Origin of the sequence: Peristeroidobacter soli, from assembly GCF_004138485.1 — a bacterium.
Classification (GTDB): domain Bacteria; phylum Pseudomonadota; class Gammaproteobacteria; order Steroidobacterales; family Steroidobacteraceae; genus Steroidobacter; species Steroidobacter soli.
This window is the reverse complement of record NZ_ML142848.1, coordinates 1,799,752-1,824,335: the sequence shown is the minus strand read 5'-3', so window position 1 is coordinate 1,824,335 and position 24,584 is coordinate 1,799,752. Positions and strand designations below refer to the sequence as shown.

25 protein-coding genes and 1 riboswitch are annotated in these 24,584 nt (G+C 62.3%); of the genes, 11 read left to right on the top strand and 14 right to left on the bottom strand.

Features of this window, described 5'->3' with window-relative positions; genetic code table 11:
• Nucleotides 1–157: 157 nt before the first annotated feature.
• Entirely contained in the window at nucleotides 158–2,314 is a 2,157-nt protein-coding gene (gene fusA, locus EKO19_RS07660; protein ID WP_129775739.1) for an elongation factor G, read from the bottom strand.
• Nucleotides 2,315–2,630: 316 nt separating this feature from the next.
• Nucleotides 2,631–3,536, bottom strand: a complete 906-nt coding sequence (locus EKO19_RS07655) for a PhzF family phenazine biosynthesis isomerase (protein WP_157995159.1) — start codon at nucleotides 3,534–3,536, stop codon at nucleotides 2,631–2,633.
• A gap of 97 nt (nucleotides 3,537–3,633) precedes the next feature.
• A riboswitch (TPP riboswitch) is annotated at nucleotides 3,634–3,761 on the top strand.
• Nucleotides 3,762–3,831: 70 nt separating this feature from the next.
• Between EKO19_RS07655 and EKO19_RS07650 the strand changes: the two genes are divergently transcribed.
• From EKO19_RS07650 to EKO19_RS07635, 4 genes are read left to right on the top strand one after another with little or no spacing between them, the layout of a single operon-like run.
• Nucleotides 3,832–6,000, top strand: a complete 2,169-nt coding sequence (locus EKO19_RS07650) for a TonB-dependent receptor (protein ID WP_129775737.1) — start codon at nucleotides 3,832–3,834, stop codon at nucleotides 5,998–6,000.
• Complete coding sequence (locus tag EKO19_RS07645; protein WP_217705170.1) at nucleotides 5,997–6,251, top strand: YkoF family thiamine/hydroxymethylpyrimidine-binding protein; 255 nt, start codon at nucleotides 5,997–5,999, stop codon at nucleotides 6,249–6,251. The genes EKO19_RS07650 and EKO19_RS07645 overlap by 4 nt, the downstream gene beginning before the upstream one ends.
• A 17-nt stretch (nucleotides 6,252–6,268) precedes the next feature.
• Nucleotides 6,269–6,919, top strand: coding sequence for a nicotinamide riboside transporter PnuC (gene pnuC, locus EKO19_RS07640; protein WP_129775736.1), 651 nt, complete (start codon nucleotides 6,269–6,271; stop codon nucleotides 6,917–6,919).
• A gap of 6 nt (nucleotides 6,920–6,925) precedes the next feature.
• Nucleotides 6,926–7,738 (top strand): phosphotransferase, encoded by an 813-nt coding sequence (locus EKO19_RS07635; protein ID WP_129775735.1) that lies wholly within the window; start codon nucleotides 6,926–6,928, stop codon nucleotides 7,736–7,738.
• A gap of 2 nt (nucleotides 7,739–7,740) precedes the next feature.
• On the opposite strand, the gene EKO19_RS07630 is transcribed toward EKO19_RS07635, so the two are convergent.
• Nucleotides 7,741–9,327: an HDOD domain-containing protein gene (locus tag EKO19_RS07630; protein WP_129775734.1), complete on the bottom strand. Its 1,587-nt coding sequence runs from the start codon at nucleotides 9,325–9,327 to the stop codon at nucleotides 7,741–7,743.
• A 206-nt stretch (nucleotides 9,328–9,533) separates the two neighbouring features.
• Nucleotides 9,534–9,683: a hypothetical protein gene (locus EKO19_RS07625; protein WP_129775733.1), complete on the bottom strand. Its 150-nt coding sequence runs from the start codon at nucleotides 9,681–9,683 to the stop codon at nucleotides 9,534–9,536.
• 106 nt (nucleotides 9,684–9,789) lie between these two features.
• Here EKO19_RS07625 and EKO19_RS07620 point away from each other — a divergent pair, with 106 nt between their 5' ends.
• The 3 genes from EKO19_RS07620 (at nucleotide 9,790) to EKO19_RS07610 (ending at nucleotide 12,248) form a co-directional block, all read left to right on the top strand.
• Nucleotides 9,790–10,518 (top strand): DUF3025 domain-containing protein, encoded by a 729-nt coding sequence (locus EKO19_RS07620; protein WP_129775732.1) that lies wholly within the window; start codon nucleotides 9,790–9,792, stop codon nucleotides 10,516–10,518.
• A gap of 33 nt (nucleotides 10,519–10,551) precedes the next feature.
• On the top strand, nucleotides 10,552–11,271 hold the full coding sequence (locus EKO19_RS07615) for a prolyl hydroxylase family protein (protein WP_217705169.1): 720 nt from the start codon (nucleotides 10,552–10,554) through the stop codon (nucleotides 11,269–11,271).
• Nucleotides 11,272–11,339: 68 nt separating this feature from the next.
• Nucleotides 11,340–12,248 carry a hypothetical protein gene (locus tag EKO19_RS07610; RefSeq protein ID WP_129775731.1) on the top strand — a complete coding sequence of 303 codons (909 nt, stop codon included), beginning with the start codon at nucleotides 11,340–11,342 and terminating at the stop codon, nucleotides 12,246–12,248.
• Here the strand turns inward: EKO19_RS07610 and EKO19_RS07605 are convergent.
• Complete coding sequence (locus EKO19_RS07605; protein WP_129775730.1) at nucleotides 12,241–12,915, bottom strand: cyclase family protein; 675 nt, start codon at nucleotides 12,913–12,915, stop codon at nucleotides 12,241–12,243. The two genes, EKO19_RS07610 and EKO19_RS07605, sit on opposite strands and share 8 nt — an antisense overlap.
• Before the next feature lie 84 nt (nucleotides 12,916–12,999).
• On the opposite strand from EKO19_RS07605, the gene EKO19_RS07600 reads away from it, so the two are divergent.
• Together EKO19_RS07600 and EKO19_RS07595 are read left to right on the top strand one after the other, a co-directional pair.
• Nucleotides 13,000–13,647 (top strand): YdeI/OmpD-associated family protein, encoded by a 648-nt coding sequence (locus tag EKO19_RS07600; RefSeq protein ID WP_129775729.1) that lies wholly within the window; start codon nucleotides 13,000–13,002, stop codon nucleotides 13,645–13,647.
• Nucleotides 13,648–13,762: 115 nt separating this feature from the next.
• On the top strand, nucleotides 13,763–14,125 hold the full coding sequence (locus EKO19_RS07595) for a hypothetical protein (protein ID WP_129775728.1): 363 nt from the start codon (nucleotides 13,763–13,765) through the stop codon (nucleotides 14,123–14,125).
• 145 nt (nucleotides 14,126–14,270) lie between these two features.
• On the opposite strand, the gene EKO19_RS07590 is transcribed toward EKO19_RS07595, so the two are convergent.
• The 3 genes from EKO19_RS07590 to EKO19_RS07580 all read right to left on the bottom strand — a co-directional run bounded on the left by EKO19_RS07590 (nucleotide 14,271) and on the right by EKO19_RS07580 (nucleotide 16,048).
• The gene (locus tag EKO19_RS07590) at nucleotides 14,271–14,915 is read right to left on the bottom strand and encodes a glutathione S-transferase family protein (protein ID WP_129775727.1); all 645 of its coding nucleotides are present in this window, start codon (nucleotides 14,913–14,915) and stop codon (nucleotides 14,271–14,273) included.
• A 1-nt stretch (nucleotide 14,916) separates the two neighbouring features.
• On the bottom strand, nucleotides 14,917–15,567 hold the full coding sequence (locus EKO19_RS07585; RefSeq protein ID WP_129775726.1) for a glutathione S-transferase family protein: 651 nt from the start codon (nucleotides 15,565–15,567) through the stop codon (nucleotides 14,917–14,919).
• Between the two features lie 73 nt (nucleotides 15,568–15,640).
• Complete coding sequence (locus EKO19_RS07580) at nucleotides 15,641–16,048, bottom strand: GFA family protein (protein ID WP_129775725.1); 408 nt, start codon at nucleotides 16,046–16,048, stop codon at nucleotides 15,641–15,643.
• Between the two features lie 87 nt (nucleotides 16,049–16,135).
• On the opposite strand from EKO19_RS07580, the gene EKO19_RS07575 reads away from it, so the two are divergent.
• Together EKO19_RS07575 and EKO19_RS07570 are read left to right on the top strand one after the other, a co-directional pair.
• A complete protein-coding gene (locus tag EKO19_RS07575; protein ID WP_129775724.1) occupies nucleotides 16,136–16,588 on the top strand; it encodes a cupin domain-containing protein in 453 nt (150 codons plus the stop codon).
• Between the two features lie 81 nt (nucleotides 16,589–16,669).
• Nucleotides 16,670–17,188 (top strand): lipocalin/fatty acid-binding family protein, encoded by a 519-nt coding sequence (locus EKO19_RS07570; protein ID WP_129775723.1) that lies wholly within the window; start codon nucleotides 16,670–16,672, stop codon nucleotides 17,186–17,188.
• Between the two features lie 2 nt (nucleotides 17,189–17,190).
• Here EKO19_RS07570 and EKO19_RS07565 read toward each other — a convergent pair whose 3' ends face one another.
• The 6 genes from EKO19_RS07565 to EKO19_RS07540 form a co-directional block, all read right to left on the bottom strand.
• Nucleotides 17,191–18,792, bottom strand: coding sequence for a M81 family metallopeptidase (locus tag EKO19_RS07565; protein ID WP_129775722.1), 1,602 nt, complete (start codon nucleotides 18,790–18,792; stop codon nucleotides 17,191–17,193).
• Between the two features lie 124 nt (nucleotides 18,793–18,916).
• Nucleotides 18,917–20,155 (bottom strand): outer membrane beta-barrel protein, encoded by a 1,239-nt coding sequence (locus EKO19_RS07560; RefSeq protein WP_129775721.1) that lies wholly within the window; start codon nucleotides 20,153–20,155, stop codon nucleotides 18,917–18,919.
• A 118-nt stretch (nucleotides 20,156–20,273) separates the two neighbouring features.
• Nucleotides 20,274–21,713 carry a lipopolysaccharide biosynthesis protein gene (locus EKO19_RS07555; protein WP_129775720.1) on the bottom strand — a complete coding sequence of 480 codons (1,440 nt, stop codon included), beginning with the start codon at nucleotides 21,711–21,713 and terminating at the stop codon, nucleotides 20,274–20,276.
• A complete protein-coding gene (locus EKO19_RS07550; RefSeq protein WP_129775719.1) occupies nucleotides 21,713–22,921 on the bottom strand; it encodes an acyltransferase family protein in 1,209 nt (402 codons plus the stop codon). Before EKO19_RS07550 ends, EKO19_RS07555 begins: the two co-directional genes overlap by 1 nt.
• 2 nt (nucleotides 22,922–22,923) lie before the next feature.
• Entirely contained in the window at nucleotides 22,924–23,676 is a 753-nt protein-coding gene (locus EKO19_RS07545) for a GDSL-type esterase/lipase family protein (protein ID WP_129775718.1), read from the bottom strand.
• Nucleotides 23,676–24,584, bottom strand: a complete 909-nt coding sequence (locus tag EKO19_RS07540; protein WP_129775717.1) for a glycosyltransferase family 2 protein — start codon at nucleotides 24,582–24,584, stop codon at nucleotides 23,676–23,678. Before EKO19_RS07540 ends, EKO19_RS07545 begins: the two co-directional genes overlap by 1 nt.

Genomic DNA, 24,584 nt, shown 5'->3' with positions numbered 1-24,584 from the left:
GTGTCCGAAGACACCGCCCTTTGCTCATGCCGAGCTTCGAGGGAACTAAGTACCGGAGTCTTTACCCTCAGCCGAGAGACCTCGATTTAGTTGGTCTTGCGACCATCGAGATCGTCTCGCTTAGGGTAGTCGATGCGTCCGGCTACACGTTTATCGCCTAAGCCTTCGGCGCCGAGCGCGCCTTGGCGGCTTCCTCGATGACCACGTCGGCGACGTTCTTCGGCACTGGATCGTAGTGCGAGAACTCCATCGTGTACGAGGCGCGACCCGAGGTCATGCCACGCAGATGGCCGATGTAACCGAACATTTCCGACAGCGGCACGGTGGCCACGACGGCGATGTTGGTGCCACGCTCCAGCTGTTCCTGGATCATGCCGCGACGACGGTTCATGTCGCCGATCACGTCGCCCAGGTAGTCGGACGGGGTCACGGTCTCGACCTTCATCACCGGCTCGAGCAGGATCGGGCCGGCCTTGCGGATGGCTTCGCGGAAGCAGGCCTTGGCGGCGATTTCGAACGTCAGCGCGTTCGAGTCGACGTCGTGGTAGCTGCCGTCCGTGAGGCGGGCACGGAAGTCCACCGTCGGGTACTGCGCGAGCACACCCTGTTCCATCTGCATGCGCAGACCTTTTTCCACCGACGGCACGTATTCACGCGGCACCGAGCCACCGACGGTTTCGTCGACGAACTCGAAGCCGGCACCACGCTCCAGCGGCTCGAAGGTGATCCACACTTCGGCGAACTGACCGGAACCGCCGGTCTGTTTCTTGTGGACGTACTGCTCGGAGATCGTCTTGGTGAAGGCTTCGCGGTACGCCACTTGCGGCTGACCCATGACGCCTTCGACGTTGTACTCCGTGCGGATACGGTCGAGCGTCACTTCGAGGTGCAACTCGCCCATGCCGCGCAGAATCGTCTGGCCGGTTTCGCGATCGGTCTCGAGCTTCAGCGAAGGATCGGCGCGGACCATCTTGCCCAGGGCGGCGCCGAATTTCTCCTGCTCGGTCTTGTTCTTCGGCTTCACCGAGACGCTGATGACGGGGTCCGGGAAGCGCATGCGCTCCAGGATCACCGGGCTTTCGGACGCACACAGCGTGTCGCCGGTTTCGGTTTCGGCGAGCGAGACCAGCGCGATGATGTCGCCGGCGCGGGCTTCTTCGATCGGGTTCGCTTCCTTGGCGTACATTTCAACCATGCGGCCGATCTTCTCGCGCTTGCCGCGAGTGGAGTTCATCACCGACATGCCCTTGGTCAGCACGCCCGAGTACACACGCACGAAGGTGAGTGCGCCGTACGCATCGTTGAGCACCTTGAACGCCAGGCCTGAGAACGGCTCGTCGTCCGAGCTCTTGCGCTCGCCATTCGGGTTGCCGTCCTGGTCCACGGTCTTGATGGCTTCGACGTCGGTCGGGGCTGGCAGATAGTCGACGACGGCGTCGAGCATCTGGGTCACGCCCTTGTTCTTGTACGAGGAGCCGCACAGTACCGGGTTGAAGGCTGCGGTGATCGTGCCTTTGCGCAGGCACTTGCGCAGCACGTCGGCCGACGGCTCGACGCCGTCTTCCAGGTACTTTTCCATGGCCGCGTCGTCCTGCTCCAGGCAGGTGTCGATCAGGTCGGTGCGGAACTTGGCGATGTCGGCCAGGATCTTGCGATCGCTCGGCACGCTGATGCCGAGCTTGTCGGCGATATCGGCGGTGATTTCGTGCTCGACCGGCTTGGCGTCGCGATCGTCCGAATCCCACACCAGGGCCTTCATTTCGACCAGGTCGACCATGCCCTTGAAGTTGTCTTCAGAGCCGATCGGCAGTTGCACCGGCAGCGGACGGGCGCCGAGGCGCTTCTTGATCATGTCCACGCAGCGCAGGAAGTTGGCGCCGCTGCGGTCCATCTTGTTCACGTAGCAAATGCGCGGCACGCCGTAGTTGTCGGCGAGACGCCAGTTCGTTTCAGACTGCGGCTCCACGCCGGCGACGCCGTCGAACACGACGACCGCGCCGTCGAGCACGCGCAGGGAGCGGTTCACTTCGATGGTGAAGTCGACGTGACCCGGAGTGTCGATGACGTTGATCTTCTTCTTGCGCCAGAACGTCGAGACGGCGGCCGACTGAATCGTGATGCCGCGCTTCTGTTCCTGCTCCATGTAGTCCGTCGTGGTCGAGGACTTCAGATCCTTGGTGTCGTGAACGTCGACGATGGTGTGCTTGCGGCCCGTGTAATACAGGATGCGTTCGGTGGTCGTGGTCTTACCGGCGTCGACGTGGGCGATGATGCCGATGTTTCTAATATCGGCAAGGGCTGTAGTACGGGGCATGTCAGATTTCCGTTACAAGGTCTGTGCGCAGCTAGGTTGTGGATCGTTTAGCGGGCGCGGATTCTACTAAAAAACCACGCCAATACGATGACCCAGGCGGCCCAAACCGGGGCGCCCAGGCGAAGGGCGCGCATTCTACCTGAAAAATCGGCCGAAGTTGTTGTAAGAAAACGAAAATTTTCAGCCGCTGCCGGGAAATTGACGGCGCCCGGTTCAGGCACGGGCGTACAGCGGCCTCAGGGCGCCGGATAAGTGGCGCCGGGTAGGCGATTTTGGGGCGCGGGCGGGCTCGGGGAGGCGGTATTGACCGGCCGGGTCAGGCCTGAATATCGGCCTCGTACACGATCACGGCGTCGCCGACGATCCGGACCGACTGGGCGACCTTGCCCGAGGATTCGATTTCGACTTCCACCAGGCCGGGGCGGCGCATCCACATGCCCTGGCGGCCCTGGAACACGACCCGTCCCTCCTTCGGGGTCACCAGGCCGTGGTTGACGAGATAGACCCCGAGCATGCCGTGCGCGTTGCCGCTGACGGCGTCTTCGCGGATGCCCAGCGCCGGAACAAACATTCGCGACTCGGTGCCCACGGCGCCGTCGTTCTCGACCAGAGCAAACACGAAATAACCCTCGGCGCCCACATGCGAGGTGAGGCGGGCGAGCTCCTCGAAATCCGGCTTGATGGAGCCGAGCAGGTCGTTGGATTTCAAACCCACCAGCAGCCGCGAGCCGCCCTTGGTGAGGACTTGCAGCGGACAGTCGACGTGCAGGCTGGGGCTGGAAATGCCGAGGGCGTTCAACACCTGGCGGCGATGATGCTCCGGAATGACAGGACCGAGCGACGGCGGGTTCTGGGTGATGGCGATGCGCAGGTCGCCGTCGATCTCGGTGACCTCGATTTCGACGATGCCGGCGCCGGTGCGCTGCCGGACCTTGCCGCCGGGCTTGCCGTCTTTCTTCGCGCGCACGTATTGGGCGGCGATGGTGGCGTGGCCGACGAACGGCACTTCATGCCGCGGCGTGAAGAATCTCACCTGCATGTCGTGATCGCTCGATTCGGCTTCCAGCACGAACGCGGTTTCGCCGTTCACTTCGGTGGCGATGGTCTGCATCTGCTCATCGGAGAGATGGTCCGCATCGAGCACCACGATGGCCGGATTGCCGGTAAAGCGTTGGCGGGTGAACGCGTCGACGTGAAACAGCCGGCAATGTCGGTGGGGCATGGTTGCAGCCATTGGCGAGACGAAAGCGCTCCTTATAGCGCTAGAACCGATTGGTGCACAGTGCTTTGTAGGTGATGGGGGCTCTTTGTTACAATCGCGCCCGCCTTAGGGGTGGCCCTGACTGGGGCCCGAGATGCCAACCCGCCTGCACCTGCCGGCTCATTGGCAAACCCGTTGAACCTGATCCGGTTAGTACCGGCGTAGGGAGCAGGTAGTCGGCCACAGTCACTGTGCCCGTGCATTTCCCCCGCTCTCACTCCGCCCGCGCCGGATCTTCACTGCAGAGGATCTGGCCATGCTCATCGATAAACAAAACAGTGCCGGGCGACGTACCCGGGCGGCGGTCGTTTCCGTTTCCCTGGCGATGACCGCCAGCCTGGCGGCGGGGGCCGAACGAGACGTGCTCGAGGAAGTGGTCGTCACCGCGACACTCCGTCAGCAATCCTTGGTCGAGGCGCCGGTCAGCGTGACCGTGCTCGACACGCAGACCTTGCGCGACGCCGGGCGCCAGCATTTCGAAGATGTGCTCTCGTCGGTGCCGAACCTGACGTATGCGAGCGGCACGTCGCGCCCGCGTTTCTTCCAGATCCGCGGTATCGGCGAGCGCGAGGAGTGGCAGGGCGCGCCGAATCCTTCCGTCGGCTTCCTGATCGACGACATCGATTTCAGCGGCATGGGCATGCCGGCGACGACGTTCGATGTCGATCGCATCGAAGTGCTGCGCGGACCGCAGGGTTTGCACTACGGCGCCAATGCGCTCGGCGGACTCATCGTCATGCGCGGTCGCGATCCGGAAGAACAATTTGGTTTTGCCACCGAGGCGTCGGTCGGCGAGTACAACAGTCAGTCGCTCGGCGCGGTGGCCACCGGCCCGGTCGAGTCGTTGAACTCGGCGTGGCGCGTGGCGGTTCAGGAATATCGCTCCGACGGTTTTCGCAAGGATTCCTATCTCGGCCGCGACGACACGATGGATCGCGACGAGCTCACGGCGCGCGCCAAGTGGCGGTGGCGTCCGAGCGAGAGCACGACGGTCGATCTGACCTGGCTGCATGCGGATCTGAACAACGGTTACGACGCATGGTCGATCGATAACTCACGAGTGTCGCTCGCCGATCGTCCGGGCAAGGATGCGCAGCAGTCCGACGGCGCGGCGCTCCGTGTCGATACATCGGCCGGCAGGCTCGGACGGTTGACGCTGACGGCAACGCTGTCCGATAGCAAGACCGACTATAGCTTCGACGCCGACTGGGGCAACGCGCAGAGCTGGGCGCCGTACACCTACGATTATTTCGATCGCCAGCAGCGCGACCGTCGTAGCCGCAGTTTCGAAGCGCGCATCACGTCCGAAGAAGCGGCGTCGACGCACGGATTGACGTGGGTCGCGGGCGTGTATGGGTTGGATGTGGACGAGCAGCTCGACTACACGTCCCAGGGCGTCTACATCGATCCGTTCTTCCCGGAATATTCAGGCTCCACCGACAAGACCCTGAACAGCGATTACAACGCGCAGAATCTCGCGGTGTATGCGCAGGTCGAAGCGCCGTTCAGCGAACGCTGGGGCTGGTCCTTCGGATTGCGCGGCGAGCAGCGTGATGCCGATTACAACGATCGCCGCACCGGCGAAGGCGATCTGACCGGCATCGATGCAGCCGCGAAGGACAACATGTGGGGCGGGCAGGCGACGATCTATTTCGATCCTCGCGATCATCTGCGCTGGTTCGCGACGCTGTCGCGCGGCTACAAGGCCGGCGGTTTCAATCTGGGTGAAGCCGCGCAAGTGCTGCCGCAGTTCCTGCCCGAGTATCTGATCGGCCTCGACGTCGGCATGAAAGGTCAGTGGCTCGATGGCCGGTTGTACGCGGACGTCACCGCCTTTTATATGAAACGCACCGATATGCAGGTGGCGATCAGCACGCAGCTCAATCCCGGCGATCCGAGCAGCTATCTGCTCTATACCGACAATGCGTCAGGCGGCCGTAACTTCGGTGTCGAGAGCAGTGTTCGCTGGCGTGCGACCCAACAGTTGGAGTTGGGTGCGGCGCTGGGTCTGCTGCGTACTCGCTACTCGGGCTTTCGTCCCGACGGTGTCACGGACTTGAGCGATCGCGATCAGGCGTATGCGCCTCGCTATCAAGGGTCGGTGAATGCCACGTGGCGTCATCCGCTGGGCTGGATGGCGCGTGTCGATGTGACGGCGACGGATTCCTATTACTTCGACGTGCCTGACCTCGACCCAGAGAAAGACAGCTATCGCTCGAACGCGTACACACTCGCGCATCTCAAAGCCGGCTACGAAGCCGAGACCTGGGCCATCTATGCGTGGGGTCGTAACGTGTTCGACAAGGATTACTACACGCGCGGGTTCTACTTCGGCAACGAGCCGCCCGATTTCGCCAACAAGCGCTACACGCAACTCGGCGAGCCGCGGCAGTTCGGTGTCACTTTCCGTTGGGAGTTCAAATGATGCGTACCGCCATCGAAATCAGTCTGTATCCGCTCGATGCCGACTACATTCCGCCGATCAAGGATTTCATCGATCGGTTGAACAAATACCCCGAGCTGCACGTCACGACCAACGCCATGAGCACGCAGATCGCGGGCGAGCATGCACGCTTGTTCGAAATCCTCGGCAAGGAGACGGCGCTCAGCTTCGCTGAGCACGGCCGCAAAGTGTTCGTGATGAAGGTGCTCGGCGGCACTGTGCCCGACGCCTGAGCGGCACGGGCGCGTCCATGCAAGAAGCCATTGCCCCGGCATCGCTGACGCAGGTCATCGTCGATCAGTTCCTGGCGACCTCGCCCTGGGAAGCGGCGGCGTCGCTGATCGGTCTGGCGTATCTGTTGCTCGCGGTCCGCCGCAACCTGCTGTGCTGGTTGTGTGCATTTTTGAGCACGACGATCTATCTGGTGCTGTTCGCGCAGGCGTCGCTGTACATGCAGTCGCTGCTGCAGGTGTTTTACCTGGTGATGGCGGTGTACGGGTTCGTCGAGTGGCGGCGAGGACGCAGCGAGTCGGGGGACGTGCGAATCGAATCGTGGACTGTGAACCAGCACGTGACGGTCGCCGTGCTTGTCATAATCGCCAGCGCGCTGAATGGCTGGGCCCTGTCGCGCTGGACCGACTCGCCGGCGCCGTACCTCGATTCTTTCGTCACCTGGGGCAGCATTGTTACCACTTGGATGGTCGCGCGACGCATAATCGAGAACTGGTTGTACTGGATCGTGGTCGACGGCGTCGCTGCCTGGCTGTACTTCAGCCAGGGGCTGCTCGCCACCACGGTGTTGTTCATCATCTATCTCGGGATCGTGGTGCGTGGATATTTTGTCTGGCGGCGGGAACAGCAGTTGCAGAGTAAGTCGGTGGTCGCCGCACCCTCGACTTGAGCTGACATGACGGCCGCTGGCAACGGAGCCGGCGCCCTGGAAATCGCCGCGCGGGTGCTCGGCATCGCGACCGATGCGGTGCTGTCCTGCGAGCCCATCAAGCACGGGCTCACCAATGAAAGCTGGCTGGTGCGCACCAGGCAGGACGACATCGTGGTGCGCCTCAGTAACACCGCCGATGCAGCCTTGCAGATCGATCGTCAGAGCGAAGCTCTGGTGCTCGCGGCGGTGAGCGAAGCGGGCATCGGGCCCGATGTGCTTCTGTGCGAGCCGTCGCAGCGAGCGCTGGTCACTCGCTATCTCGGCGACACCTGGGTCGAGGCCGATGCCGTCCAGGAAGAAAACATCCAGCGGCTGGGGCAGTTGTTTCGTCGCCTGCATCGGGTGGCGCCACCCACCGGCGTCCGGCGCGTGGAACTGAACGATACGCTCGAAGGCTATTTCCGGACCCTTCAAGAGCGCGGCATTCAGCCGGCGCTGACGACCAAGTCTTTGCGTGAACGGGCGCTGCAGGTCGCGCTGAAGTTGCGTGAGAACTCCGCCGCGACGCTGTGTCACAACGACGTGCATCACTTGAACGTCACCGATGATGGCACGCTGCGGCTCATCGATTGGGAATATGCGGGCGTCGGGCAACGCTTGTTCGACCTGGCGTCGGTGTGCGTTTATCACAAATACGACAAGCTGCAGCGCGAGCAGTTGCTGAGCTCGTATACCTCACTCACCGAATTGACGACCTGGCATCGCCTGGAGCTGGCGTGCTGGTTGTTCGACTACGTGCGCGATCTTTGGATGGCAGTACGCGAGAGCGGCGGCTGATCTCAGCCGCGGCCGGGTGCGCAATGTTTGAATGCCAGCGTGACCTGACCGCGCAGCGTTCGTAGCAAGCCGAGTTGTTCGGCATCGATCTCGAGGCCGTCGGGCTTCTCGGAGTCGGCGTACAGCAGGCCGATGGCTTGTCCTTTCAGCATCACCGGTAACAGGATGAAACTCCTGGCGCGAGTCGCCTTGCGATGCCATTCCGGAATGCGCTGGGCGATGTTCTCGGCGTGCGCATTCTCGATGACGATGTCGGCGCCTTTCTCGATCGAGACATGAAATGCATCTGGCGCGAACGCCAGAGGAAAGCTGCACTGAGGAATGACGCTTTCGATGTCCGCGCCGAAGCCGAAGCGGGCACGCATCGAGTTCATGCGCGCGTCCCGGATGAAGATCATGGTGCGAGTGAAGTCCATGCCGCGATACATGGTTTCCAGGACCATGTGCAGCAGGTCGTTCAACGAGCAGTCCGCGGTGAGCGCTTCGGTCACGTCGCGAATACCGGCGGACAACGCCTGTTGCGGAGTCTCGGGCACAGCCGCTTCGGCGCCTTGCCGTTGATCGATCGCGTCGACGTGTTGTGTCAACGGATCGGCTGGCGACTCGGCTTCCTCTGGCGTGACTTCCGCATCGTTCGCGGCGCTGCCGTTCCATGCACGAATGGCCTTCAGCGTGGGGCTGTTCGCGGCGGGCAGATCGAGGGTGGCGGAACGCTCCGCCATCTCCTTGAGACCCTGATCGACGATGTCGGTCAGGTCTTTCGCATCCAGCTTGACGGCGGGGGCATAGCGTTTGCTGAGCGCGAGCAGGGCGGCGGACTTGCTCGCCGCGGGTGTGCGTAGCGCGATGTTGTACAAATCGTTGGCGTAGTTGGCGGCGATCTTCATACGCTGAAGCTCGGAGTCGGGCGGGGCGATCTCGCGCGACGACAAGGTTTCCATGCCTTCGATCAGCCGACCGGGGAAATTCCACTCACGGGCCAGGCCCACACCGAGATCGCGATAGGAGATGCCGAGCACGCGTTCGGCTGCAGCGTCTTCCGGCAAGTCTTTGTCCATGAGCGCGCGGATCTGTTGACGTTCTTCATATAGAAAGAACGTCACCAGCAGCCGTCCGAGGCTCTGGAACATGGCGCACATCACCGCTTCTTCGCTGTTCGCGATGCCGAGTCGCTGACCGAGCTTCTTCGAGACGACGCCCGCGAAGAACGCGCCGATGAGCTCGTCCTGCAGCGACTTTTCCTGCGGCCGGCCTTTCGAGAACTGCAGCATCGCCAGTGCGGTCGCGGTGTTGCTCACCTCATCGCAGCCCAGAATCATCACGGCTTTGGAGATGGTGCGGATGCGGCCGTGGTACTGGCCATAGATCGCCGAGTTCACCACCTGCAGCAGCTTGGTGGTGAGCGAGGCGTCGCTCAGGATGACTTGAGTGAGCTGGCGGTTGCTGTGAGTCTCCGAGCCGACCACCCGATTGATGTCGGCGATGGTCGTCGACAGTGTCGGGAAGCCCGAGGCACTACGCAACCGGCGCAGGATTGCTTCCAGTCCCGCAGGTCGATGATCGTCGGTTCGCGTCGGCGTGCTCGTCATGAGGCTGTGATGTCATCGCGGCCCCTGAGCGTCCTCGGCACGCGCTATCGATCCTGCTGTTTTCCCGATGTACCTCCGTGCATCGACCCACTAAGGGTTTCCTTGAGTGTGGAAGACACGTGGCGCGCACTGACTTGGAGCCTAGTGAGACGCGTGTCGCATCTCATCGGCGAGTCGGTGTCGGCCGATTCCCTGCCGCCGCGCTGTCAGTGACGCTTGAAGTACTGCACCTCGCGCTCGTGCTTCTCCGCTGCGGAGCGAGTTCTGAACGTGCCGAGGTTGCGGCGTTTGCCGGTGCGCGGGTCGGTTTTCCTGGAGTAGAGGCGATATTCGCCCGAGGCGAGCTTGCGAATCATGGCGGACTCTCGTTCATCAGGAGGCCTGCCAACGGAATCGCCCGCCGTCGCTGTGGGTTCCGCCCGTAGAATAGGGCGCCTGGCGATTGGGACGCATCGATCCGCTATGACGTTTGCATTGGCCTCGCTGGCTGAGGCTTTGAACACACCGGCTCCGTGGCTGACGCCATACGTGCCGGCTGCGCGAGCTGTGCTGGCAGCGCGGTCGGATTCCGTAGCCGACGCATTGAACGCCGCTTCGGGCGACGACATTCGCTTCGTCGAGCAGGCTGCGTTGCCCGAGGGCGAGGCGTACGAATCTTTCATCGCTCGCACGGGATGCGTTCCCACTCGCGACAACCTGCACGATCTGTTCAATGGGCTGGTGTGGCTGAGCTACCCAAAGACCAAGCGACGCTTGAACCTGTTGCATGCAGGAGAGATCATGGCGCGAGGCAGTGTGGCCGGCGCACGCGGTCCGTTGCGGGATGCCATGACGCTGTTTGATGAGAACGCCGCGATATTGCAAGCACCCTCGGTATTCGTCGACGCGTTACGTTCTCGCAATTGGCACGCGCTCTTTGTCGAGCGCCGTGCGCAATGGGCGTCGGCGCATCTGGCGCTGTTCGGTCACGCGCTGCTCGAGAAACTGATGCAGCCACGCAAGGCCATCACTGCCCACGTCTGGCTGGTCGACGAGCTCAGCGACGATGCGATTGCCGCGAGCTTGACGTTGTCGAGACTGGCTACAAAGGACTTTCTGCCGTTGCCTGTGCTCGGCGTGCCCGACTGGTGGTCCGCGAACGAACGTCCCTCCTTCTATGACGATGCCGATGTTTTCCGGCGTCCACGTTGATGCGAGCCCAGCATTCCGTATAGCCTGTCCGCCATGAACCTGCGTGATGGTGTGATGGTGCGGCGAAATGCCGTGGGATCGGAGGATCTCGCGGAGCTGGCTCTTTTTTTACGACGCGCCGCCATGGCGGACTCGCCGGTCTCGAACTTCGAGGACGACGTCGCGGAAGATCGGGTCGAGTGGGTGATCAATAAAAAGATCCGCGACACCCAGCATGTGAAACTCACCAAGGCCATCGAGAAGAAACTGGCCGCGATCGATGACGCCTGCGTCGAGTCGATCGTCAATCCGTTTTACCAGGTCGAAGTGCGCGACCGCGAGCCATTACAGATTCTTCATTACGGCGTCGGCGGTCATTACATTCCGCACGTCGACGCGGAAACGCTCTACAAGGATGACCACGGCCTGGAGCTTTGGGAAAAGACCCTGGACCGCGACCTGTCGGTGGTCTACTTCATCAACGACGACTTCGCCGGCGGCGAATTGTTCTTTCCCTCGCTCGATCTGGTCATCGAGCCCGAAGCCGGCACGCTGGTGTGTTTTCCCTCCGATCACAACTACATTCACGGGGTGCGCCCGGTGACTTCGGGGCATCGCTACACCATCGTCACGTGGATGCGCGTTGCCGGCATGCCCGCGCTGGACGAGATCAATCAGATGTGGATGGACGAATATCACCGCCACTGGCCGAAACAGATCGCGCAACCGCCGCGTTTGGGCAAGGGCCGGGGAGTGGAGGCCGGGATTCCCTAGCGAACTTTTTCTCAAGCGCAGTGCCTCACCCTTGGCGTCGCTCGAGCCGGTGATGCGGGTGGTGGCCCATGAATATCTTCCGTCATTCCATGTTCGCGTGTGCGGTCGTCCTGGCGCTGGGTGCGCCGCGGGCTGGAGCTGCGAATCCCCTGGGTATCGCTTTCAAGGACACGACGAACGTTGCTCTTTACGGCCAGCCGGGCGGCATGCTCATCGCCGGGCGCTGCAACCGGAACGATCCTGCGTTCGCGGATGCGCGCCACAAGGGCGCGGAAGTCCTTCTCTATATCGCCCCGGCGGAGCGTCCCGATACTCGCGTGTGTGCGCTCGATAACGAGTTCTACATGAACGAGCTGTCGCGCGTGCCGCTGTGGCCCTATCCGCACGAGGGCGAGCGAGTGAGTTATCCCAAGACTCACATGACCGACATGCGTCCCGGCTCGCCCTGGATTCTGCACGTCGTCGACTACGTCACGCAGTTGATGCGCGATGGCAAGGTGGATGGCGTGTTTCTGGATGCGCTCGGTGCGCGGCCGTGGAACAAGCAGGCGATGTGGGAGCTGTGGCCGCAGAAAGAGAAAGACGAGTGGACCGACGGCGCCATCGATCTGGTGCGACGGCTCGATGAGAAGCGGCGCGCGATCAACCCGGACTTTCTCATCGTTTCCAACGGCCCGTGGGATCGCGGCGATTCGCGCGGCCAGGCTGGCGAGCGCTATGTGGACGGCATCATGCTCGAGCATCCCAAGCTGGGATCGAAGTGGCATGAGAAACAAGCGGGCGAGTCGTTTGGCGATCTAGGGCACCGGCGCGTACTGGTCGTTGCTTCCGGTCCCGACGATGCGCGGGCCTGGGCCAAGGTCAAAGGTGTGACTCATGTCTGCAGCCAGGTCGGCAAGGGAGAGTATGTGCATCCCACCGAACCGGCCGTGGCGTTCGAGCCGTTGCACGACCGGAAGTCAGTGGCGTCTAGGTGACGCGCTGACCCGGCAGTGTCGCGAACGCGCGCACTGGAAATGTTCCCATTCCTTTGACCTTCGGCGGCACGGCGGTGAAGGTTGCGCCGGTTGCCGGCACCAGCTCCAGTCCGCGCATGTGCTCGACGATGGGGATGCCTGCTCCCAGCAGCATGGTATGAACGGGCCGATGGCCGCCGTCGGTGTCGTCGATGTTATAAGAATCGATGCCGACCAGCTTCGCGCCTTCGTTCTTCAAATATTCGGCCGCCGCGGCCGTCAGGAACGGATGACCCTCGAAATATTGATCCGTGCGCCAATGACGCGACCAGTTGGTGTGAATGAGCACGGCTTTGCCGCGAACATCGATGGCGCCGAAGGCCTCGGCCGGAATCTCGCGACCCGACATGCCGTCCGTGTGCAGGACCACCGCATCCAATCCGACCAGCGTCTCCAGTGTCAGGCCCGCGATGTCCGTGCCGTCGGCGAAACGGTGAAACGGGCTGTCGATGTAGGTGCTGGTGTTGGAGCACATCGTGATTTTGCCGATCTGAAACTCCGTCCCCGGCGCATACACACTGCGAGACTGCTCCCGACTGAGATGATCGCAGATGAGCGGTGCCGGCAGTCCCTTGTATGTGATCATGCCGTCTTCGATGGTATGGCTCAGATCGATGAACGCCGCCATGGTTTGGTCCTCCCGCTATCGGATGAGCATTGAAGCACGCCTGGGTTAGACTGCAAGCCGTTGTCGGACACGGAGCGACCCGGAATGGCCCAGGTGAGGGTGGATCCGAAAAAGATCAAGAGTTTCCGCTCGGCGGCCGAGTTCGAAACCTGGCTGAGCAAGCATCACGACCGCCAGGATGAGCTGTGGCTGCGGTTCTTCAAGAAAGACTCCGGCAAGCCGACGGTGACTTATGCCGAGGTGCTGGATGCGGTGCTGTGCTGGGGCTGGATCGATGGGATTCGCAAGTCGTACGACGAGATCTCCTTCCTGCAACGTTACTCACCGCGCAAGCCCAAGAGCATCTGGAGTCACATCAATCGCGAGCACGTCGCGCGGCTGACCACCGCGGGGCGCATGACGTCGCACGGTCAGAAGCACATCGATGCCGCCAAAGCCGACGGTCGTTGGGACGCGGCCTACGCGCCGATTCGCAGTTCCTCCGTCGACACGGTTCCCAAGGATCTCCGTGCCGCCATCGATGCCAACGCTCGCGCCCGCAAGACGTTCGAAACGCTCAACCGGCAGAACCTGTTCGCGCTGACGTTCCGGACCAACAATATGAAAACGCCGGCGGGCAGAGCGAAGAAGATCGAGACACTAGTGGCAATGCTGGCCAAGGGCGAGACGATCGTGCCTCAGCGGCTGGAGCAGAAGCCGGCGGTGAAACGGGCAAAGAAGAAGCGGAGTTGACCGGCGTTCGTGCGCCGCAGCTACGAGGCATCCGTAGTAGACACGGGGTCCTGTTCGCCGGCAGGATCGCGCAGGCTTGCGCGATTCATATATAACGACAGGGGAGGGACACGGAATGGAACCGTTGCTGTCGATCATCGTGGCGGTGGCTGGGGCATTCGGCAACCAGGCGCTGGAGGAAACCACCCGGCGCACGATCGGCGAACTGTGGGAGCACGCGAAGCAAATCATTGTCACGAAGTTCGGCGCCGCTTCGCTCGCGCCACAGCTCATGGATGAAATGCGTCGACAGCCTACGATGAGCGCGGCGGAGCATGTCGCGGCTCAGCTCACGGCGTTGAATGTGACCAACGATCCCGAAGTGGCGCGTGTCTTCAGAGAGCTGGCGGCGCTGGCCCAAGGTACCAGCGACGACGAGCTCTCGGCCATGGGCATTCCGCAGATGAGGAACGCCTGGGCTGTCGACCGGCGGGCGTAGAACACCATATTGATCGCGGCGACGGGAGTAATCGTCGCGCTGGTATTGCGGCCGGCGACAAACCAGCGAGCGCCGGCGATGACGCCGATCCGACATCTGAAGTTATATTCGATAGCAGGCGCCACGATGACTGAGAATGTCTTCGTCAGGACTCGCCCAGCTGAGCGGCCCATTCCCTCGTGGCGTGACATGTTCCCATGGCTCGCCGATAGCCCTCGCGTTCGGTAGTGCGGGCGACGTAGGCTCGCTCTGCGTCGTCGAGTGAAGTCGTCCCAGTTCGTTGTGCGAACTGCAGGGCGTAAGTCACCGAGATATCGGCAGCAGTGAATCTATCGCCCGCCATATAGGGTGAGCGGGCGAGCTGCCGTGCCACCAATTTCCGCCGGCTCTCGAAAGTTTTCTGCGCCTTGTCGGCGGTCCAGTTTTGTTGTTCGGCCTCGGGCGCGAGTATGCGGGTGACGACGACGAAGAAGGTCGAGGCCGCGAGGCCGGCTTCGCCCAAATGAAGAAACTGTTGATACATGGGGAAGGCAGGATCGTGCGGGTCCGGCGCGAGCGGGGTCGGTCCGTAGCGGCTCATCAGATATTCCATGATCGCAATCGACTCGACCATGGTGACATCGCCGTCCTGGATCGCAGGAATGAATCCGGCGGGATTGATGGCCATGAACTCCGTGTCGTTCTCGACGCCGGCGAACATATCCACCGGCCGCAACCGATACGCGAGCCCCATCTCCTCCAGCAGCCAGACCACCCGGACCCCTCTGCCTTCGCCGAAGACGGTAATCATCTCAGCCTCCCTGGCTCGACTTGAACACGGCCAGCTGATCGGCGAAGGCGCGCTGGTATGCAGGCCGCGCTTCGCCACGCGCGATGTAGGCGAGGAGCTTCGGATATTTCTCCAGCAGCCCCGAGCTGTTCAACCGGCGCAGCACAGTCACCATCATCAGGTCACCGACGCTGAATGCGCCGTCGAGCCAGTCGGCATCGCCCAACCGATTGGCGAGCTCGGTGAGTCGTGCACGGACGCGTTCCTCGAGCATGAGCCGGCGTTCCTCATACCAGCTCTTGTTGCTCTCCACGATCCTGGCCATCGAGAGCTCGACGATCGGTGGCTCGACGGTGTTGAGCGCGGCAAACATCCATGCGATCGCGCGGGCTCGGGCATTGGCATCCTTCGGCAGGAGCCCCGGGTGGCGCTCGGCGATATGAAATATGATCGCGCCCGACTCGAACAGGGCGAGGTCGCCTTCTTCATAGGTCGGAATCTGGCCGAAGGGATGCAGCTTGCGATGGGCCGGTTCCTTCATTTCAGCGAACGAAACCAGCCTCATCTCGTAAGGCTGACCCACTTCTTCCAGCGCCCAGCGAACTCGCATGTCCCGCGCCAGCCCCTGGCCGCGATCCGGGGATCGTGCAAAACCGGTAATGATCGGGGTCATGGGAGCGCTCCTGGGTGGGTACTTGCCTCAAGGACGAACGGGCGGGGCCGGCGCCGACAGGGGCGCCCGCTTTTCAGGAAGGAAACTTCTCGAAGGCCGGGAGCTTCTCCAGCGCTCGATCCCAGCCCGCCCGGCTCGACACGAAGATGTGCGCATCGGGTCTCAGGTCGACTGCGCTGTTCAAACTCCCTGCCGGGACCACCAGCAATGCTCCGCCCATCTGGACCATCGGCACCGCCGATCCGCAAATCCGGCAGAAGCTCCGGGCGTGCCGGGTTCCCGGCAAGGTGAACTGCGTGATCTTGTCCTCTCCCGCGGTCCATTGCAGCTTTGCGGATGAAGAGAACAGGTTGGCCGCGTGGGCCGAGCCGGTGTCCTTGCGACAATGCTCGCAATGACAAAGAAAGAACCGTTCGAAATCCCCGTCGATTTCGAAGCGGATCTCGCCGCAGAGACAGGAGCCTTGGTGTCTGTTGCTCATTCGTCGGATCTGGAGACCGTAAGAAGGTCGCGAATGATAGTCAGGATGCCGGCCCCCGGCGATACTGGTGGCGAGGAGCCAATCGCCATGCCGAAGATCGACATCTCCACGGTGACAGCACGCAAAGGCTGCCCCTATCCCTCGCCGTTCGACGTGCCTTGCGCCGAACGAGTCCGTCGTCGCTTGGGTGACGCCGGCGGGTTGCGCGACTTCGGCGTGAATCTGATGACTTTGCCGCCCGGCAACTGGTCGAGTCAGCGTCACTGGCATAGCCACGAGGACGAGTTCGTCTACATCCTGGAGGGTGAGCTGACACTCATCGAGGATGGCGGCGAGACGATTTTGCGGCAGGGCGACTGCGCCACGTTTCCAAAGGGTACCGGCAACGGCCATCACATGATCAACCGCTCGTCCAGCGTCGCCGTCTATCTCGAAGTCGGCTCGCGCCAGAGGGAAGATCTCACCACCTGCTCCGATATCGACATGATGAGCTCGAACGCCGACGGCCGGTTCGTGCACAAGGATGGGACGCCGTACTGACGTCGCTCGACCCGGTCTGGGCTGAATACTGACAAAGTATGCGCTACGATGGGTCGGCGCACCTCATCGACCGGAGGCAACATGCTCAGACGCACTTTTTGCGTGGTTCTCGTCGGCAGTCTCGCGGCGTTCGGCGCCTGGGGGGACGAGGTGTCCGGTCTGTCCGGGAAGTACAAGCATGCGCCCGAGCAGAGCGCCGATATTTCACAGGCGATCGAACTGGCGATCGAGAAAATGAACTTCATCAAGCGGCCGATCGCGCGCGGCCGCCTGAGCAAGACCAATTTCCCTTATCAGCAGATTCGAATCGAGCTGACCGCGAGCGACGCCGAGATCACCTACGACACTCAGGCGCCGATCCGGATGCCGCTCGGCGGTGAGCCGATCAAGTGGAAGCGGGCCGACGGCGAGGTCTTCGACGTGTCGGCGAAGCTCGAGGGCGGCAAGCTGGTCCAGACGTACAAAGCGGCGGACGGGGCTCGCGTGAATTCGTTCTCCCGGGACGCGAGTGGCTCGTTACATCTGGAAGTGGAAGTCTCGAGTCCGCAGTTGCCGCGGCCGGTCAAGTACACGCTGATGTACCGACCGGCGGCGTCGTAGCGTCAGGGATACTTCACGTTCTTGCCGAACGGATAGAAGTTTTCCAGTTTGAGATGTTTGTAGTCGAGCGCTTCCAGGCGCACCGTGCCGACGAACGGTTGATCCGGCTCGACCAGCAGAATGTTCCTGGCCCAGCCGCTGTCGTAATAGCCGCGACGGAAGTGGACGCGCGACTTGATCGCGATGACTTTGAAATCCGCGGCGTTGATGCCGATCTCGGAGAACGCGGCCGGATCGGTGTTCTGGTGCAGGTACGGGCTGATGACCAGCTCGTTGCCATCGCCGAATTTCACACTCACCCACAGCTGCGCGCCGCCGCCACCGCCGAAGCGTGACATGCCGCCGCTGACCGTGTTCACCGTTCCAACCACTCGCACCGGCTCGCCGGCGGATTCGTCCACTCTGCCGCCGACCATCATGTCGAACTTGTCGCCGGGCCGGACGCCTTTCTTGCGCAGCGCTTCGATGGCGTCCTTGTCGGCGACCGTGCCGATCAAGGTGTTGCTGAGTTTCTGATCGATCACTTCCTTGAGCAGCCAGGTAGCGGCGCCGGAGCGGTCGCTGTGGTCGGCGAGCACGACTGGCGTCTGTTTCTTGGCGATCGACTCCTTGGCCAGCGTCACGCCTTCCTTCATGGAGTAGACCTTGGTGCCGTAGTAGAGCTGCTCACGCAGACGCCATGCGGTGTTCGCCATGTCGTCGGCGATGTGATTGGCGAGTTCGGGATCGCCATTCGTCATGACTTGAAACGCCATGCCCGCCTCATTCGAATCCATGAATGCGAAACCGTAATAGAAATTCACGTAGACATCGGTCTCGCGCGCTTCCCAGACCAGGGCGCGTTGCACGAGATCCATCCACGGTGAACGCCCCGTCCACTGCAGCACTGAAGGCGTGAGGATCGGGGGCTTGCGCGTAGCAGTCGCGGGCTTGTAGTCGCCGCGGATCGAACGAATCAGCGTGCGCGCCGCGCGCTCACCCTGCAGATGGGTGTCGTAATGAGGGTAATACTTCGTGCAGAAGGCGAGATTCGCATAACGCAGGAAGTCGGCGTCTTCGTTGCCATGAGGGTCGAAGGTGCCGACGATGAAAGCCTTCGGACCGACCACCTGGCGCACGCGCCGTGCGAGCTCCGCTTCGGGCTTGGCGACGTTGCGCACGCCCATCGCGCCGTGAACCGCCAGATAGACACCGTCGAAAGGTCCCAGTGTCTTCAACTCCGAGATCATCTTGTTGACGAAGTGATCGTAGGTGGTCTTGTCGATCCATCCCGAGCCCGTGCCGGTTTTCGGAAACAGCGGGGACTCGATGCCCACGACCTCGACGTTGGCGTGCTCCCGCGCGACTTTCACAAAGCCGCCCATGTAGCCGTCCGGATCCGAGCCCAGCAGCGCTTCGCCACGTGCCGGCGAGCCTTCATAGATGAAGTCCGACAGCTGGGTATCGAAGGGCAGGAACGTCACGGTCTCGTGCATGAAGTAGATCGCGGCGATGCGGATCGGCTTCGTGTTGGCAGCGGCCTTCTGGGCGTGCGCTACGCTGGCGCAAATCGCAAGAAAGAATGCACTCCAAAGCGACAGGAGGGCGCGGCGTGAGAGCTTCATGCGGGACCTTGAGCTGACAGGACCAGCTGCAACCTTAAGCCCCGCGACCCGGCGAGCCCATGAATAGAACAGCGGCGTGCATAACCTCAGGTCATACAGCGCCGCGTCTATCGATAACGTCGCCTTAGAACACGCTCCAGCGCAGCGCGATGCCGGCGACCTGGGCGTCGTAACGGCGGGCGATGCGGTTGCTGTCGCGATCGCTGCCGCGATAGCTCAGCTCGATGGCCAGCTGATCGCGCGGCTTATAGGTGAACGTAAACAAGCCGGTCAGCACATCGTCGTTGCGCCTGCCGTCGACCAATTCCAGATCGCGCGTGTTCAGATATTCCTGATCTTCGTACGAGGCAGTGAGCGCGAAGCTCAGCTTCTCGGTCGGGCTCCAGGTTGGCGAGAGGCTGTAGCCGTCGGAGATGAAGTAATCCGATTCAACGTCCGTATAGGCTTTCAGCTCACTCCACGCCGCCAGCAACATCGAGAACTTCTCGCGCGGCTTCCAATCGATCTCGGCGCGCCAGGTGTCGCCCGAGTACCGGCCTTCCGGATTGGCGGGGCGTTCGCGCTCGACGTAGCCGGCGCTCACACGGAATTGAGTGCGCACGGTCGCGGTGTACGTGAAGCGGGCGAGGGCGGCGTTTTCTTCGTAATCGCTCTCGGATTCGCTGGCGCCCGGGGCGACGATTGCGTTCGGAAACTTCGCGTCGATGTAGCGGTACTCGACGCCAAACGAATGAAACGAGGGCGTCGCGTAGTCGATGCTGACGCGGCCCATGTTGGCCTCGAGATTGTCGGTCTGGCGAATCTCCAGATCGTGCTCGGTCTCGATGCGGCCGCCGCTGGCGCTGACCGACCAGCGCGGGCCGATGGCCCAACGCACCATGGCCGAATAGTTGGTGCCTTCGATGATGTCGCGCTGGGTGCCCAGCGTGTTCGCGAAGTCCGCCAGCGTGCGGTCGTAGGAGGCGGACAGACGGCCGGTCAGCGCGGTCAGCGCGTGAAAGTCGAACGACGCCGAGGCGTCGCCGCCGGTGTAGTTGAGATAGTCGTTGTCCTGATAGCGGGCGTCGTACACGCGACCTTTGAGCCGCAATGTTTGCTGACCCATGTGAAAGTCGTTGCCCAGGCCGAGCGTGAGCTTGTTCACGTAGTCTTCGCGCGAGGGTTCGCGCTCGCCGACGACGCCGACGTCGGTGCTGTCGGCCTTGCGGAACAGGTTGTCGTCGTACAGGTATTGCTCGGAGAGATAGAGGTGTTCCTCTTTCTTCTCGTCCGTTTGCGCGGCGAGCGCGGCGTTACACAGCACCGTACCGACGGCGGCCAGGCACACAGTGTTTCGACGAAGTCTGGTTCCCTTCATAGTCATGAGTTCCCCTCCTCATTCAATACAAACCAAGTCTTGATGTCTGGCAAAGAATCTCCGATCGACATGGTCTTGCGACCATCGGGTTCATTGCGGTCAGGGTAGTCGACCGGTTCGGCTTTCACCCTGCTGTCTTACTCTTCATAAAAAGTCGGAGCACGTCACGATCGGCGGGCATCAGGTGGATGCGCGTGAGTGCCAGGAAAATGATGCCGCCGCCGGCGCTGAGGCCCAGCAGGCGGACCAGCGCCGGATACCCCATGGCCCGCAGTTCGATGTCGGCGAAATAGAGCAGGGTCGCCATGATCAGCGCCTTCGCGATGGCGGGCACGATGGCGCTCAGCAGGCGAGCCACGGTCTGTTGCATCAAGTGCAGCAGGACGCCCAGCGAGATCACGGCGTTGATCAGCGTGACGATGAAATACGCGGCCGCCAGACCGAGCAGGCCCCACTGCACGCCGGTGATGAAAGCGGTGACGTGCATGATGCTGCTGACGATGCCGAGGCGCAGCAGCAGATCGGTGCGTCCCAACGCCTGGAACACCACGCCGCCCGCACTGACCAGCGATTGAATGAAGCCGATCGGCGCCAGCCACATGATCAGCGCGGCGACCATGCCCCACGAATCGCCCAACGCCACATCGACGAACGGCTCACGCAGGACGAACAGGCCGGCCATCATCGGCGCGGTGAAGAACGAGATCACCGACAGCAGGCGCAGGTGCATGGCGCCCAGCTCCTGCGGCGAATGCTGGTGACGGCTCATCATCGGGAACAGCGCGCGCGTCGCGACGAACGTGAGGTTCTGCAGCGGGAACAGCATCACCCGATACGCGAGCGAATAGGGGCCGAGCGAGGCCGGGCCGAGCATGCGTCCGATGATCATCGTGTCGGCATTGCGCGAGAAATAATTCACCAGGTTGAACGCGAACAAGTTGCCGCTGTAGCCCCACAAGCCTTTGGCGTGCTCATGGCTCCAGGTCCATTTCATCCTGGTGTCGGAGGCGATCCAGAACTGAATCGCCGACAGCACCGCGACCGTCAACGTCTGCAGCACCAGGCTGTACGGACCCGCGCCCAGATAAGCGGAAACCACGGCAACCGTGAATCCCGTCAGCAGCGCGACGATTTCGATCCGGGCCACGGTGGAGAACTTGGAACCGCGTTCCAGCAACGCCTGATGCACGGTCGAGCCGCTGAGAAATGGGAACGACAGCGCGCTCAACTGCACGAGCGGCATGAGCCCCGGCGCCTTGAATATGTGATCCGCGAAGAACGAGAAGATGAGCAGGAATGCCGTCAGCCCCAGGCCAATGAAACAATTGGTCCAATGCGCCGTCAGCACGGTCGGCTCGTCGAGCGTGTCGCGCTGAATGATCGCCGACGCCATGCCCATATCCCGCAGCAGCATCGCGAAATTGGTGATGGCGAACACGATCGCGACCAGACCGAAATCGGCCGGCGTCAGCAAGCGCGACAGCACCAGCAGACCCAACAGCTGCACGCTGATCCGCGTCACCTGGATCATGCCGACCCAGCGAACATTACGAACAGCGGACATCAGCGCTCCTGCGGACGGGTGGTGGCGGTAGTGCTCGCAACCAGCTCGGCCGCGACCGGGGCGGTCTGCACGGCGCTTCGCGGTGCCAGGGCGCGCTCGAACATCGGGCGCAGCCAGCGCCCCACGATCCGGTAGTGACGTTCGAATGTCACATACAGCAGATAGGCGCAGCCATGAGCCGCGACCACTGCGATGGCTACATGAGTCCACCTGTGCTCGGTGTGCACGTATTCCAGCACGAGGATTAGGACGGTGTTGTGGATCAAATACAAACTGTAGCTATATGACGCCAGGAAATTCACCGACCCGCGCAGCACGCCCGGCGTGCGCTTGACGCACATCAGCAGCGCCAGCACGCCGAACATGATCATCGCCAGCAGGGTCGCGGTCTGGAAATCGTAAGGATGGAAGCCGGCCTTGCCGCAATGTCCGACCAGCGCGACGGTGGCGAACACAGTCACTGCCGAGGCGACGCTGAGCATGCGGGCATACCCGTTGGCCCGCCAGACATGAAACAAATAGCCGGCAATCGCGCCCAGCAGCCAGATCAGGCTGAGCGACTTGCCGCCGCCCGCCGCGGCGTTCCAGATGAACACGGGCACCGCGACGGCCACCAGCAGCAGACCGAGCCAGCGCTCGATGCGCTCACGCTTCAGCACGCAGAAAACAAACAAGCCCATGGTCACGTAGATCCACATCTCGATGGCGACGGTCCAGAACGGCTCGGCGGTGTTGTACGGACGGATGCGCCACGACACGTCCATGCCCGCGAGCTCGAGCGCCTGGAAGATCGCGTGATCCTGCAGCATCAGCAGATTGCCCAGGAACGCCAGCACGCCGGCGTTCGCGCCCTCCAGCCCGTGACGGCTGCTGATGAGGATCGCGTTGAGGATGGCGATCACGATCAGCGCCGGCACATACGGCGTCATGATGCGGGCGACACGGTCGGCGAAGAAGCCGGCGAACCGTGGCTCGGGCTTGTTCAGCCAGTTCAACATGGACTGCATGATCAAAAAACCGGACAGCAGGAAGAACAGCGCCACGCCCAGATTGCCCAGCCGATATTGATCCTCGATGCCGAAGTACAGCGGAAACAGATGCGCGGCGATGACCAGATTGGCGCCGGCGGCGCGCAGAGCATCCAGGTAGGTCGATGCCATGTCGCTCATGGCATGACCGTCAGCCGCTTTGCTGATGGGAGGGCTCATGATTACAACACTCCTGCGCGCTGCATGGCCGGTTGCAACACTTCTTTCCAGCGTGCGCGGCCGTCGGCGGATAGATGTAACTGATCGTCGTTGAAATAGCGGAGCTCGGGCGTGCCGCTGGTCGTGACGGTGGCGGCGTACAGATCCACCAAGGTGACCAGCTTCGTGTCTTTCGCGATCTGGCGCAGTCCCTGATTCAATTGCCGGCGCTGCCGCTCATCGACGGGCGCCTTGGGATTTGCACTCGGCGGCACGGTGCACAGGAACACCGGCACGTGCGGTTGCTGTGCTTGCTTGAGCGAGAGCATGGAGCGGATGTTTTCCACGGTCGCGCTGGCCGGCTGTCGGGCGGTGAGGTCGTTGATGCCGATCAGGATCACGATGGCTTTGGGATGCAGATCGAGCACATCTTCCTGAAAGCGGAACAACAGGCCACGGCTCACATCGCCGCCGATGCCGCGATTGGCCACCAGCGTGCCGGAGAAATCGGCGCCGAGCGATTTCCAGTTGGCGGTGAGCGAGTCGCCGGCGAACACCACGGCGCCCTGTTTCTTGGTGCGTTCGGTCCAGAAGAAGTTGCGGTTGTCTTTCATCCAGCCGAAGGTGCGAATGACGCCGGTGCCGGGCCAGGCATCGTTGCTGGTCGGATAGGGCGTCGGTCCGGACTGTGTCGCTGGCGAGTCACTCATCGCGTGAGTGCCAGCGAACAGCGCCAGGGCGCTCGCGAACGTTGCGATGCGCGCGGCGTGTTTCACTATTTGGCTCCGAGGCGCGCGCGTAGCGCGCCGTAATTGCGCATGCCGAGACTATGTTTGAGCAACATGCTCACCGCATTCGGCGGTGGCAACGCGCCTGAGAACACAGACTGAGCCAGGCGCCACGACCAGCGGAGTGCGCCAACCGCGCCGGGCGTCGGGCCGACGCTGCGAATCTCGAGCCCGAGCTTCTGCGCCCGCGTGAGGCGGGGGTGCGCGTCCAGAAACGTCTGCATGATCGACGGATCGGGATTGGAGCTGACGCGCTTCGGATTGCCGACGTTGCGCCACTCGACCAGCGGCTCCGGACAAAACACCGCGGCGATCCCGGCTTCACCCAGAGTGAGTACGAAGTCCAGATCCTGAAAGCGCCGCAGCTTTTCATTGAAGCGGCAATTCTCCAGCAGATGTCGCGGCACCAGCAGCGTGCTGGTCTGCATGATGTTGCCGGACTTGAGCATGTAATCCGCCAGGTCTTCACCGGGGAACGGTTCGCGCTTGGGCAGGATGTGCTTCTCGTCGTACTCGTTGACCTGCTCGACCGAGCTGAAACAGAACGAGTCGCGCGTCTGCGTGCGCAACAGCGCCATTTGATTCGCGAGCTTGTTCGGCGCCCACAGATCGTCGGCGTCGAGGAACGCGACCACGTCGCCGGTCGAATGGTCGATGCCACGATTGCGGGCGGCACCGCCGCCGCCGTTCTTCGGGCTGCGCACGACCAGCAGATCGGGGCCGGCGACCGCTTCCGCCTTTTGAATCGTGTCGTCCTTGGAGCAGTCGTCGACCACGACGATCTGAATGGGGCGCAGCGTCTGTCCCCGAGCGGTGGCGATGGCTTGTTGAATCGTGTTGCTCGCGTTGTACGCGGGAATCACGACCGACACGGTTCTAAGAATGTTGAAGCTCAT

Coding starts and splice junctions, on each gene's coding strand:
- EKO19_RS07635 (WP_129775735.1), top strand. CDS start 6,926: ATGACGGCCGCTGGCAACGGAGCCGGCGCCCTGGAAATCGCCGCGCGG.
- EKO19_RS07610 (WP_129775731.1), top strand. CDS start 11,340: ATGAATATCTTCCGTCATTCCATGTTCGCGTGTGCGGTCGTCCTGGCG.
- EKO19_RS07650 (WP_129775737.1), top strand. CDS start 3,832: ATGCTCATCGATAAACAAAACAGTGCCGGGCGACGTACCCGGGCGGCG.
- EKO19_RS07605 (WP_129775730.1), bottom strand. CDS start 12,915: ATGGCGGCGTTCATCGATCTGAGCCATACCATCGAAGACGGCATGATC.
- EKO19_RS07590 (WP_129775727.1), bottom strand. CDS start 14,915: ATGATTACCGTCTTCGGCGAAGGCAGAGGGGTCCGGGTGGTCTGGCTG.
- EKO19_RS07625 (WP_129775733.1), bottom strand. CDS start 9,683: ATGATTCGCAAGCTCGCCTCGGGCGAATATCGCCTCTACTCCAGGAAA.
- EKO19_RS07570 (WP_129775723.1), top strand. CDS start 16,670: ATGCTCAGACGCACTTTTTGCGTGGTTCTCGTCGGCAGTCTCGCGGCG.
- EKO19_RS07560 (WP_129775721.1), bottom strand. CDS start 20,155: ATGACTATGAAGGGAACCAGACTTCGTCGAAACACTGTGTGCCTGGCC.
- EKO19_RS07580 (WP_129775725.1), bottom strand. CDS start 16,048: ATGAGCAACAGACACCAAGGCTCCTGTCTCTGCGGCGAGATCCGCTTC.
- EKO19_RS07540 (WP_129775717.1), bottom strand. CDS start 24,584: ATGAGCTTCAACATTCTTAGAACCGTGTCGGTCGTGATTCCCGCGTAC.
- EKO19_RS07550 (WP_129775719.1), bottom strand. CDS start 22,921: ATGAGCCCTCCCATCAGCAAAGCGGCTGACGGTCATGCCATGAGCGAC.
- EKO19_RS07620 (WP_129775732.1), top strand. CDS start 9,790: ATGACGTTTGCATTGGCCTCGCTGGCTGAGGCTTTGAACACACCGGCT.
- EKO19_RS07630 (WP_129775734.1), bottom strand. CDS start 9,327: ATGACGAGCACGCCGACGCGAACCGACGATCATCGACCTGCGGGACTG.
- EKO19_RS07555 (WP_129775720.1), bottom strand. CDS start 21,713: ATGTCCGCTGTTCGTAATGTTCGCTGGGTCGGCATGATCCAGGTGACG.
- EKO19_RS07565 (WP_129775722.1), bottom strand. CDS start 18,792: ATGAAGCTCTCACGCCGCGCCCTCCTGTCGCTTTGGAGTGCATTCTTT.
- EKO19_RS07645 (WP_217705170.1), top strand. CDS start 5,997: ATGATGCGTACCGCCATCGAAATCAGTCTGTATCCGCTCGATGCCGAC.
- pnuC (WP_129775736.1), top strand. CDS start 6,269: ATGCAAGAAGCCATTGCCCCGGCATCGCTGACGCAGGTCATCGTCGAT.
- EKO19_RS07615 (WP_217705169.1), top strand. CDS start 10,552: ATGAACCTGCGTGATGGTGTGATGGTGCGGCGAAATGCCGTGGGATCG.
- EKO19_RS07595 (WP_129775728.1), top strand. CDS start 13,763: ATGGAACCGTTGCTGTCGATCATCGTGGCGGTGGCTGGGGCATTCGGC.
- fusA (WP_129775739.1), bottom strand. CDS start 2,314: ATGCCCCGTACTACAGCCCTTGCCGATATTAGAAACATCGGCATCATC.
- EKO19_RS07585 (WP_129775726.1), bottom strand. CDS start 15,567: ATGACCCCGATCATTACCGGTTTTGCACGATCCCCGGATCGCGGCCAG.
- EKO19_RS07600 (WP_129775729.1), top strand. CDS start 13,000: ATGGCCCAGGTGAGGGTGGATCCGAAAAAGATCAAGAGTTTCCGCTCG.
- EKO19_RS07655 (WP_157995159.1), bottom strand. CDS start 3,536: ATGCCCCACCGACATTGCCGGCTGTTTCACGTCGACGCGTTCACCCGC.
- EKO19_RS07575 (WP_129775724.1), top strand. CDS start 16,136: ATGCCGAAGATCGACATCTCCACGGTGACAGCACGCAAAGGCTGCCCC.